This window comes from Psittacicella hinzii, assembly GCF_003585885.1.
Classification (GTDB): domain Bacteria; phylum Pseudomonadota; class Gammaproteobacteria; order Enterobacterales; family Psittacicellaceae; genus Psittacicella.
In genome coordinates, this window is the sequence record NZ_NRHC01000048.1 from 32,765 (window position 1) to 44,419 (window position 11,655).

An 11,655-nucleotide genomic window follows, 5' to 3' on the forward strand; every position below is an offset into this window, starting at 1 on the left:
TATCAATCTATCCTTTTGATGAATATGAAAAAACTATTACCACTGGTTGCTGTGCTATTTCTCACAGCTTGCGATCCCCAGCCAGCCCAAGAAATTACAGCGCATACATCAAGCGATGCGATCGATACCGATGTTTTAAGTGGAGATTATTGCAATCAACAAGCTAATGAGCTTGCTCCACAATGCGAGTACAATCAATCCCTCGAAGACTTTGATGCAAATGCTTATGCTAATAGCTATCAAGCAACCTATGTAAACTCTAGCGTTTTAGTTAAAGTTGATCCTAACAATCCAGATCAAGTACTGCCACGCATAAACTTTAGTCAAGACAATCCAGTTTTTAATCGCTCTTACGATCTTTACAAACCAGTATTTTTAGCTTTAGCTAGTCATATGCAAAAAGCTTACCAAGAGTTTTACTATACTAATTCAAGTGATACTCGTGTAGCTTTACAAATCGAAGATGAAAGAAAGCAAATGACTGCTGATTTTGTTGCTAACTATGGTTACCAACTACCAGCGCAAGAGCTAATTAACTTTAATTTTAGAGGCGTTTCAATTAACTCTTTTGAATATCCTCTCTCTTTACTTTATCGTGAAGCTAACAATTTAACTTACCGTATTTACAGTCTTGACTTTAATAACCAAGATGAAGAACCACTTTCTTACCAAGAAAAGTTAGACTTTATCAATCTTGAGTTATTAAAAATCATGCAACAAATGGCTGTGCAGTTCTACTTAGTAAAAGATTACAATTTACAAGTAGGACAAAAGTACCCAGAGCAAATTAGTCGTTTACAACAAAATGGCTATAATATCGATCTCGAGAATATTACCTTTACTAACTATTTAAGCGCTTTATACGCATGGGTACAACAAGGACATTTAGAGATTAACCCTCGTGATCCAATGTTTAACCGTGTTGATTTACAACATTTACAACAAGTATGCCAAGCTTGTCAAAATTTAACTACTCCTTTTGACTATCAATTTTCTTTAAATCGTCTGGGGAGTTTAAGTGAAATTTTTTACCAGCTTAGCTTAACACCTGCTTGGCAAACTTTAGATCCTCAAGCTCAAGAGGTTGCGCACCGTATCCTGCTAGCTCAACAGAGCCAAGAACAAAGCAACCAATTGGAGGCAAATCAAGATCAAGGTCAAACAATTGAACTAGCTCTGGAACAAACAACTAGCTCACAAGTACAACTTGTGAGTTTAAGTAACCAAGAGCTTTATTTCTGGATTAACGAGCAAGAGGAAAACAAAGAGCTAGTTGATTTTATTAAAGCACGTAATTACTTTTACTTACCAGCTTTACCTAACACGCCTCAATTGCTTTTAAAACCTGTTAAAGGGCAAACTTTCCATTACGATTATAGTTTGCTAAATTCCTAAGGACTATATATGCTTAAAAGAGCTTTTATGGTAGCATGTTTAGCTCTTGCCTTAGTTGGTTGCGGGAAATCAGATCCCGAACCTCAAGTTACAAACACCTATACGGAAAATTTAGATTTCACTCATCAACTTTATCCAAGTGTACAGATCGATCCTAGTTTCTATCAAGGTAATATCTACTTTAGTGAGGACTTTGATTTTAATAAAGTCGTGATTGAATCTCTTTTACGTATGGTTGCCGAAGAAAGATATGGGATCACTACAGAGCTTCCAGCTTCTGTAAAACCAGATCCCCTTAGTGAACTTTTTACGCAAACTTCTCCAAGCAACCCTCTACTCTCAGCGCAAGAAGGTGAAGATCAGTTTCTTTATAGTCTGCGTCGTACCTCTTACGTATCTAGCTACTCTTTAATCGGTATTAGATACATGGGAAGTATGCTACGCGTTTATGCTGATCAATATGCTAATGCTACCCCTGAAAATAAACTCGAAATCTTTCGCGCGTTAAATCTCTATTTTGATTATATTATGGCGGAATATCGTTACTTATACGACCATACAACCTTTAATTGGCAAGAATTAATGGAACAAAATGGAGTAAGCATAAACTTTAATACTGCAAACTTTGCAGAATATTTACAGCAGTACAATACCAAATGTCAGATTGGTAGTTTTGATTTAGATTTAGACTATATCCAAAAAGGAGTAGGTGCTTTAAATGAATACTACACTAATGATCTAAAGGATGTCAGTAAGTTATTACTTCAATCTTGTCAAATGGTTAATTCTTTCCTAGAGATTGCTTCTTTAAATAACTATAAAGACATAGCTCCAGCTTTTAATGCTGTAGCTGTTGCCATTGCTCAAAGCAATATTGCCCAACAACATTCTCAAAATGTTTTAGGTTTAAACCTAGTTAACTATTTTAAAGGTCCTGCTTTAAATGCAGCTTTAATTAGTATTTCTGTTTCAGGTAACAGTCGAGTAATCGATAATTACACTAATTATGTTTCTCGTACTCTTGCAATTCCTGAAGCAACCAATATCCTAGCAACGCCAAGCGAAACAAATTAATTTTTCATATTCTTTATGTCTAACGATACTTTAGAACAGATCCAACAACGTAGAACTTTTGCAATTATCTCTCACCCGGATGCCGGTAAAACAACTATTACCGAGAAACTTTTACTTGTCGGACAAGTTATTCAAACTGCCGGAGCCGTAAAAGGTAAAGGTAACCAAGCAAAAGCTAAATCAGACTGGATGGAAATCGAGAAACAACGTGGTATCTCGGTTACAACCTCAGCTATGCAATTTCCATACAATGGTTGCATGGTAAACCTGCTTGATACCCCAGGGCACGAAGACTTCTCTGAAGATACTTATCGTACTCTAACCGCAGTAGACTCTGCGTTAATGGTGATTGACGCAACTAAAGGGGTTGAGGAACGTACAATTAAACTAATGGAAGTAACTCGTTTACGTAGCACGCCAATTCTAACTTTTATGAACAAGTTAGACCGTGATATTCGTGATCCATTAGAACTTCTTGATGAAGTTGAAGATATCTTAAAAATCAAATGTGCGCCAATTACTTGGCCAATTGGTTCAGGTAAATTCTTTAAAGGGGTTTACAACATCGTTGGTGATTATGCTGTAATGTATAAATCAGGCCAAGGTAGTAAAATCCAAGAAGTAGTACGTTTTGATGGTATTGATAACCCTGATCTAATTCAAGCAATTGGTGAAGAGTTTCACCAACAACTTAAAGATGAACTTGAATTAGTTCAAGGTGCAAGTAACGAGTTTGATAAAGAAGAGTTCCTTGAAGGTAAACTTACTCCAGTATTTTTCGGTACTGCTCTAGGTAACTTCGGGGTTGATCACATGTTAGATTACCTAACAGCTTATGCTCCAGCACCACAAGCACGTAAAACTCTAGATGGTGAAGTTGCGGCTACAGCTCCGGAATTTTCGGGCTTTATCTTTAAAATCCAAGCAAACATGGATCCAAAACACCGTGACCGTGTTGCTTTCATGCGTATTGTTTCCGGTAAATATACTCGCGGTATGAAAGTAAACCAACACCGTATTGGTAAAGAAATAACCATTAACGATGCCTTAACTTTCTTAGCCGGTGACCGTACCAATGCAGAAGAAGCTTACGCAGGTGATATTATTGGTATTCACAACCATGGTACTATCCAAATTGGTGATGCTTTCTCTACCTTTAAAGAGCCAGTTAAATTTACTGGGATTCCAAACTTTGCTCCAGAACTTTTCAAACGTATTCGTCTAAAAGATCCTTTAAAAATGAAACAACTTCTTAAAGGTCTAATTCAACTATCAGAAGAAGGTTCTGTACAAGTATTCCGTCCGCTAATTAACAATGATCTCATTGTAGGGGCAATTGGGGTACTACAATTTGACGTTGTGGTTAACCGTTTAAAAAATGAATACAACGTTGAAGCTATTTATGAACCAGTAAACGTAGCAACAGCACGTTGGGTTGAATGCGATGACGCGAAAAAATTCGAAGAGTTTAAACGTCGTTGTGAAGGTAACTTAGCTCTTGATGGTGCAGATAACTTAACTTATATTGCGCCAAACATGGTGAACTTAAATCTAACTCAAGAAAAATATCCAGACGTTAGATTCTTCTCAACTCGTGAGCACTAATTGCTCTAAAAGAAAAACGTAAAAAAGTCAGATCATAGATCTGACTTTTTTACGTTTCATTTATTTTTTAGTAGGAGATAGTATTAAAAAATATAACATTTCTTCTACTAAAACAAATATGACTTAAATTCAAACTGTTATAAAAGCTTAAGCGTTAGTTATAAGACACTGGTTATTAATTCTTAACTAAGAGAAGTTATTAACCAAACATCTACTAACTATAGTTCTTAACGGTCACCGTTAAAAATCGAGTTCTTAACGATAACGTAATCAACCTTACGTAAAGCATCTAATTCTTTACCACCTGCATAAGAGATAGAACTTTGTAAATCTTGTTGCATCTCTTCTAAAGTGTCAAAAAGATCACCTTTAAATGGAGTTAAAATTTTCTTACCCTCAACATTTTTACGTGCACCTTTTTGGAATTCCGACGCTGAACCAAAATATTCTTTATATAATTTACCGTCGATTTCGATAGTTTCACCAGGGCTTTGTTGATGACCTGAGAATAAAGAACCGATCATAACCATAGTTGCACCAAAACGAATTGATTTAGCAACATCACCATGATCACGAATACCACCGTCAGCAATAATTGGTTTCGTAGCAGCTTTTGCACACCAACGTACTGCTGATAACTGCCAACCACCTGTACCAAAGCCTGTTTTTAATTTAGTAATACAAACTTTACCAGGACCAATTCCTACTTTAGTAGCATCTGCTCCTGCAAGTTCTAATTCACGTACAGCTTCAGGAGTTCCTACATTACCCGCAATTACAAAAGATTCAGGTAAATATTGTTTAATATGCTTAATCATGCTAATTACAGAATTAGAATGACCATGAGCTATATCAATCGTAATGTAGTCAGGTACAAGATTATTTTTTGCCAGATACTCTACAAAAGCAAATTCATCTTCTTTTACTCCCATAGAAATAGAAGAATATAAACCTTGCGCTTGCATGTGACGAATAAAATTCTCACGAGTTTCTGGAGCAAAACGGTGCATGATATAGAAGTAACCACGACGAGCTAATTCTTCAGCTAAAGGTTCATCAATAATAGTTTGCATGTTTGCCGGTACTACAGGAATACGAAATTCATGTTTACCTAACTTAACACTAGTGTTACATTCAGCACGACTATTAACGATACATTTGTTTGGAATTAACTGAATATCTTCGTAGTCAAAGATTCTTACATCATTAAGCATGGATTAAACTATCCTTTTTTAGTTAAAAAAAAAACGAAAAACTTAGCGTTTCTTTTTAACCTACGATTTAGTTTAGCATATATTTATATCCTCTGCAATAGTCCATAATAAAATTTTAATTTACGGTAAAATATAGACGACAAAAAATTAACTACTCTTTTTTAGGAGAAACAATGTTTACATCTTTAGGGAACTTTACTTATCCCGCTTGGCAAAAGTCATTAAATGAACTTAATGCCTTAACTTCACAAAATATTATTTTTAATCAGGTTAATCAACAACTAGCGGTAACGGTACAATTACCTTTTGCTTTAAATGCTAAGCAAGATTTTATTGACGCTTTTACAGCTTATATCAAAGAACAACATCCTGAAATTAGTAAAGTTAGCGTAAATGTTACTTTTAATATTAGCCAAAGAAAAGCTTCAGGTAAGGGACAACCATTCCCTGGAGTAAAAAATATTATTGCCGTGTCTTCGGGGAAAGGAGGCGTAGGTAAATCTTCAGTAGCAATTAACTTAGCGGCAGGTCTTGCTAATAGCGGAGCACGTGTTGGTATTCTTGATGCAGACCTTTATGGTCCGTCAATTCCTCATATGCTAGGCGCTAGCGATACTAAACCTACCTCTGATGATAATAAAACTATGCACCCAGTAAAAGTAGGCAATATCTACGCTAACTCTATGGGCTTTTTAGTACCGGAAACTGATCCAACTATTTGGCGTGGACCTATGGCTTCTTCGATGTTAAAACAACTAATTGAAGAAACTAACTGGCCGGATTTAGATTATCTTGTAATTGACATGCCACCAGGTACAAGTGATATCCACATTACGGTATCACAAGATCTTGCGGTAACTGGTAGCGTTATTGTTTCAACACCTCAAGATATTGCTCTCCTTGACGTTCTTAAAGGGGTAAACATGTTCCGTGAAATGAATGTTCCGGTGCTTGGAGTTGTAGAAAATATGAGTATGTATATTTGTCCAAACTGTGGTCACCAAGCTCATATTTTTGGTAGTCAAGGAGTTGAAGAAATTAGTCGTTTCTTAGAAACTGATTTACTAACTTCAGTGCCTCTAGATCCAAGTATTCGTCAAGATTTAGACGATGGAATCATTACCACAGCCGTAAGAGCAGAGAGCCCAATCACTGCTATTTTTAATAATTTAGCAGACAAAGTAAGTTTTAAACTTTACTCTGAGGTGAAAAAGCACGCTTCAGCAATTAACATTTCCCAATTATAGTTATGCAAAAACCTAAGGTAGCTTTAGTTAGTATTAACACCGGAGCTTATGATACTTATTTCAAAGTATTGTTCCCTTACTTTTATACTAACTTTTTACCAGACTGTGAGTTAACTTTTGTAGTCTTTACTGATAGTAGTGAACTAGAAGAGTTGTATCGCTACAATCCTATCGTAAAAATTATAAAAACTCCATACGAAGCATGGCCTGGAGCAACTTTAAAGCGTTTTCACTACTTTAGTCAGGCAAGTTCTCACCTTGAACAATTTGACTATATCTTCTTCGCTAATGCCAATTACTATTGTAAGAATAAAATTCTTGCTTCTGAACTTTTGCTCCCAGAGGGAGAAAAAGGACTAATCTTTGTGGAGCATTTTGGGCAAAATCATTTACCAGAGAGATTACGCTCGTATGAGCGTAATCCTGCTTCTCTGGCTTACATTCCTGAAGAGCAAGCAACTACTTACGTAGCTGGAGCTTTTTATGGAGGTACAGCCCAAGAGTTTCTGACAATGGCAAAAACTTTAGCGCAAAGAGTTGATCAAGATCTTGCTAATGGCATAATTGCCATCTGGCATGATGAAAGTCATTTAAATTGCTATGCTCTGCAAATAGGTTACCAAGCAAAAGTTTTACCTCCTAGATATCTTGTACCTCAAGAATACTATTTTGCTTCTAGTTATATAGGGGAACGTCAAGACTGGCCTTGTGTGCTGCTTAATAAAAATGCTTTACCAATAGCAGCCCAAGATGTCCGTGATAGTAAAGCAAAACTCGATGCGCGCTTAGTTGAGCGTCTCTTAATTAAAGAAAGAGAACTCGAACAGCTCTGGCTCGATAAACGTGAAGTTTATCTTGAACAAGCTAAGAGTAATCCTGGATTTATCGTTTTTAACTGGCAAGTGTAAGAGATAAAATTTATTGCTCTTGTGGTAAAAAGAACAGAAAAAAAGGAAGTACTGGAAAAACAATAAGTACTGAAAAAACAAGAAGAACAGCAAGAACCACATAATAACTGGTTACAATAATCTACGCATTAAAAAAAGAGAAGAGGTAAAACTCTTCTCTTTACGTATTTAGATACTAATAATCTAGTTAAAAATAACTAAAGTCACTAGCTCTTTTAAGGAATGTAAGATTCAATGATTATCTTTTGCGTTAGGGTTTTAACAGAACTTTTCCTTTCTTACCTTGCGCTAGGCTAGCTTCACAAGCTTTAGCAGCTTGTTCTAAAGGAAAAATTTGCGCAACTGGTAATTTAATTTGTTCATTAAGCACATAGCCAATCAACTCACGCATTAATGCAGCTCGGGTTTCTTTCTCCATTTCTTGCGAAACAAGAGCTCCCCAGAAACCTTTAACTACTATTTGTTTAAAAATTAAATCACCTACTGGAATTTGTACAGGTTCTCCTCCCATAGTTCCAAAAGAAACAAAGAGAGCTTTTTCACCCAGCAATTGGCTCATAGCTTTACTTTCAGCTCCACCAATTGAATCAACTCCAGCTACTAATTTATTCTCACCCAAAATTGCGCGTACTTGATCTTGCCAATTTGCTGCATCAGTTGCAACAACATGTTCAATGCCAAATTCCTGTAATTCAGCTATAGCACTAGAGCGACGTACTAAATTGATTACATTAATCCCACGCGCTTTACCTAACATTGCCGTAGTTCTACCAATCATACCACTAGCAGCATTTAAAATAATCCAATCACCTTTTTGTACTTGTAAAAACTCTAACAGAGTTATTGCACTAAAGGGCATAGCTATTAATTGCGCTGCTTGCTCATCAGTCATAGCGTCAGGAATAGGTACTACTGAACTAGCAGGTGCAACAAAGTATTGCGCCCAAGTTTGATGGATGCCTGCAACGCTTACTCTTTGCCCTACTTGAAGGTGTTCAACACCCTCACCTAATGCTACAATTCTACCAACAGCTTCAGAACCTGCTACCTCTGGCAATTGAGGCTTGTAGCCATAAGTACCTCTAATTGTCCAAAGATCATGATTATGAATTGGTGACATGATCATCTCAAGAAGAACCTGCCCCGCTTGCGCTTTAGGTACTTCAACTTGAGCTAATTCCACAACATCTTGCGGTTCACCGAATACTTTGTGAATTACCGCTTGCATTCTTTCCTCTTCCAAAAAATTATTTGTATTATTCAGCAACTACTGCTAATTCAATTTTCATGTTATTGCGAGTTGCGTTTGAGTAAGGACAAACTTCGTGAGCTTTTTCCGCTAACTCTTGAGCTTGTTCCGCTGTTAAACCTTGAGTACGAACGGTAATTTTACCCTCTAATTTGAAAGCACCAGTAGTTAATTCTTGACCAATACCTACTTGTACAGAACATTTGCTACCAGTTAAAGGTAAACCCATTTTCTCTGCAACTAAGTTTAACGCACCGTCAAAACATGCAGCGTAACCTAAAGCAAATAATTGTTCAGGATTTACACCTTCTTTTTCACTTGTAAACGGAGTTAAGTCAAAGCCTAAAGAGCCGTCATCTAACTCAGTTCTACCTGCGCGTCCACCAGTTGCTGTTGCTTGTGTTTGATAAAATAGTTTCATGAGATTTTCCTCGTTGTTGAAAAAATAAGTGTTAATTGTTGAATGTAAAATGAATGTTGAAAGTAGAAAGTAAAATAAGTCTAGATAATTTTAAGCTTTTCTAAACTTGGTCATAGTTAGAAAAGATTGAAAAGATAAAAATAAAATTTATTAATAAAGTGATAAACAGTTAATAAATTGATAAAAATGAAATCGAACCGCCTCTGAATGGTTCTATTCATAAAATTGGTCTTTTTATTTTTGCAATAGTGCTAACTGTTGCTTAAGGTTTTGCTCTACTAAAGTAAAGCTCTCTGTTGATGGTCGATTAACTTTATAAATTAAGCATGCTCCTAAAAAAGAACTAAAGATATTTGATACTAAAAATTGCGGAGAAACTTGCTCAAACTTACCTGCTTGTTGCTCGCGTTCAAGTTCCTCAACAACTTTATTCATCACTCTTTGCATTCCCTGTTGGATATGCTTACGCATTAAGTCAGATACATCTGATACTTCTGCGCTTAATTTTACAATAAGGCATCTTATGCCTGATATTTCATTTTCTTGCCACACTTGCCAGTATTTGAGCAACTTTTCACTAAAGTTTAGACTATTATCAGCAAAGATTTCACTTAGTCTAGCTAGATAATCATCGAAATAAAAGTCTATTAGCTCTTGCCCAAAAACTTCTTTAGAAGCAAAGTAGTGGTAAAAAGAACCTTTTGGTACATCTGCAGCTTTTAAGATTTCACTAATGCCAACACCAGTAAAACCTTTTTGCAGGATTAGATCCATTCCTACTTGAAGAATATGGTTTTTTGTTTCTTCTCCCTGTTTCATAAAAATATAATACACTAAATTAGACCGGTCGACTAGTAAATTTTATAATTTTTTACAATTTTTTGTCAATTTGACAATCAACCTGTTGAAAAATAAAAGAAAATAATTTAAGCTTTAATTATAACCTGAAAGCTAATTAAACTTATAAAAAGTTTTATTTGCTCACTTAAACTAACAGAGAAGTTAATTAAGTTGAATTAATTTTACTGAAAATAAAAATTTAGAGAGGTAAAACTACCTCTCTAAATTTTTACAATAAGCTATTGAGCTATAAATTGTAAATACCAATAACTATGTATATAGCTATAAATACGTAAACAGCTCTAAAAAATTAGTTACTAAATTTTACGCCTTCGTTCGTTAAGAACGCTACAAAGTTATCACAACCACCAACGTGTTGACCATTTACAAAAACTTGAGGTACTGTACGTACTTCTTTACCAATTTTTGCAGCTAGGTCTTCTTTAGTGATACCTTCAACTACCATATCGTGATAAACACCTTCAGCTAAACCTTGAGCTTTTAACTCTTCCATAATTGTTTTAGCACGTACACAGTAAGGGCAGCTTTCACGACCAAAGATTTCAATTGAATATTGAGCCATATAATATTTCCTATAAACTAAAATAATATAATGTTGGCTCTATTATATCACCTATACACATTTAAGCTTATTAGTTTTACTAAGAAACGCTTCGGTGACTGTAAAATTCTCAATAAAGCCTTTCTCCAATTTTTAAAAGCCTTTCCTTTACTTAAAAGCCTTTCCTTTATCGAACTCAAGAAGCTCAAACTCAAACTAAATCTCAAACTAAAGCTAAAAATATCCTTGCTTCCCTGTATCCTCTTTCCAAAGTACTCTCAAGATTACACTAAAAGTCTTTCTTCCTTGTATCAGGGGCTCGAGGTATACTTTCTTCTGCAACATTGCCTCTAGAACTTCTAAAATAAATTTAGCAAAATGCTAATTTATTTTATCTGCAAACTAGTCTCTTAACCTAAATTCTCTTACAAAATGTAAGGTTATTTTTAACTCAGACTTAGCTAATTTTTACTTTTAATGAAGTAAAATCAAATAATTAAGTCGCAATCTCCTAGGTTTTTCCCTAAAAGAAAAATTTTATTAAAGACTTCAAATCTCCAATCTATACTTTTTTATGAATTTGAAGTACATAAAAAGCAAATTTTATTCTCCTTGCTATTTTATGGTATTGTGTAAAAACCTATGTAGTTCCTAGATAAACCTCACTTTACTATAGGTAAAAACTATCAATACCATGCTTATTTTTACTTAACAAAACAACCTTACAAAAGATAACTAACACCTATCACAAACATAAGTATTTTTAGGAAAAAAACAGCTCTACAAGACAAAATACTCTAGCCTAAAATATTGATAAACAAGATTATCTTAAGTTAGAAAATCTAACTTTACAATAGAAACACTAAATAACAAAGTTAAAAATATTTTTCTTTAACTACTTTAAATTAATTAAAATTGCCTTATAATTTAATTAAATCTTTTTAGACTTTCAAAGAAAAATAATTTTTAAATTTTTACAAAGTTGAAGTGAAAAATTTAAAGTTACACATCTAGCAAAGTCAACTTCCCCTAAATTTTCTAAAAGATAAGTTTATCTTAATTAAAGGAGTTTATTATGACATTAGAAAATAACAAATGTTCATGTGGTTGTAACTGTGGCACTCAATGCACTTGCGGACC

10 protein-coding genes are annotated in these 11,655 nt (G+C 34.8%); 5 read left to right on the plus strand and 5 right to left on the minus strand.

Annotated features, from left to right (window positions below; genetic code table 11):
* Positions 1-24 precede the first annotated feature (24 nt).
* The 3 genes from CKF54_RS04430 to prfC are packed head-to-tail and all read left to right on the plus strand — an operon-like array spanning position 25 to position 4,074.
* The gene (locus tag CKF54_RS04430) at positions 25-1,395 is read left to right on the plus strand and encodes a hypothetical protein (protein WP_119525159.1); all 1,371 of its coding nucleotides are present in this window, start codon (positions 25-27) and stop codon (positions 1,393-1,395) included.
* 9 nt (positions 1,396-1,404) lie between these two features.
* A complete protein-coding gene (locus CKF54_RS04435) occupies positions 1,405-2,469 on the plus strand; it encodes a hypothetical protein (RefSeq protein WP_119525161.1) in 1,065 nt (354 codons plus the stop codon).
* A 15-nt stretch (positions 2,470-2,484) separates the two neighbouring features.
* Complete coding sequence (gene prfC, locus CKF54_RS04440; RefSeq protein ID WP_119525163.1) at positions 2,485-4,074, plus strand: peptide chain release factor 3; 1,590 nt, start codon at positions 2,485-2,487, stop codon at positions 4,072-4,074.
* Between the two features lie 227 nt (positions 4,075-4,301).
* Here prfC and guaC read toward each other — a convergent pair whose 3' ends face one another.
* Positions 4,302-5,288: a GMP reductase gene (gene guaC / locus CKF54_RS04445; protein ID WP_119525164.1), complete on the minus strand. Its 987-nt coding sequence runs from the start codon at positions 5,286-5,288 to the stop codon at positions 4,302-4,304.
* 173 nt (positions 5,289-5,461) lie between these two features.
* On the opposite strand from guaC, the gene apbC reads away from it, so the two are divergent.
* A complete protein-coding gene (gene apbC / locus CKF54_RS04450) occupies positions 5,462-6,535 on the plus strand; it encodes an iron-sulfur cluster carrier protein ApbC (RefSeq protein ID WP_119525166.1) in 1,074 nt (357 codons plus the stop codon).
* A gap of 2 nt (positions 6,536-6,537) precedes the next feature.
* Complete coding sequence (locus tag CKF54_RS04455) at positions 6,538-7,443, plus strand: hypothetical protein (RefSeq protein WP_119525168.1); 906 nt, start codon at positions 6,538-6,540, stop codon at positions 7,441-7,443.
* Between the two features lie 250 nt (positions 7,444-7,693).
* Here CKF54_RS04455 and CKF54_RS04460 read toward each other — a convergent pair whose 3' ends face one another.
* From CKF54_RS04460 to CKF54_RS04475, 4 genes are all read right to left on the minus strand, one after another.
* Positions 7,694-8,671, minus strand: a complete 978-nt coding sequence (locus tag CKF54_RS04460) for a zinc-binding dehydrogenase (RefSeq protein ID WP_119525170.1) — start codon at positions 8,669-8,671, stop codon at positions 7,694-7,696.
* A 28-nt stretch (positions 8,672-8,699) separates the two neighbouring features.
* The gene (locus CKF54_RS04465) at positions 8,700-9,113 is read right to left on the minus strand and encodes an Ohr family peroxiredoxin (RefSeq protein WP_119525172.1); all 414 of its coding nucleotides are present in this window, start codon (positions 9,111-9,113) and stop codon (positions 8,700-8,702) included.
* A gap of 234 nt (positions 9,114-9,347) precedes the next feature.
* Complete coding sequence (locus tag CKF54_RS04470) at positions 9,348-9,932, minus strand: TetR/AcrR family transcriptional regulator (RefSeq protein WP_119525173.1); 585 nt, start codon at positions 9,930-9,932, stop codon at positions 9,348-9,350.
* A 331-nt stretch (positions 9,933-10,263) separates the two neighbouring features.
* Positions 10,264-10,536 carry a GrxA family glutaredoxin gene (locus CKF54_RS04475; protein WP_119525174.1) on the minus strand — a complete coding sequence of 91 codons (273 nt, stop codon included), beginning with the start codon at positions 10,534-10,536 and terminating at the stop codon, positions 10,264-10,266.
* Positions 10,537-11,655: the final 1,119 nt, after the last annotated feature.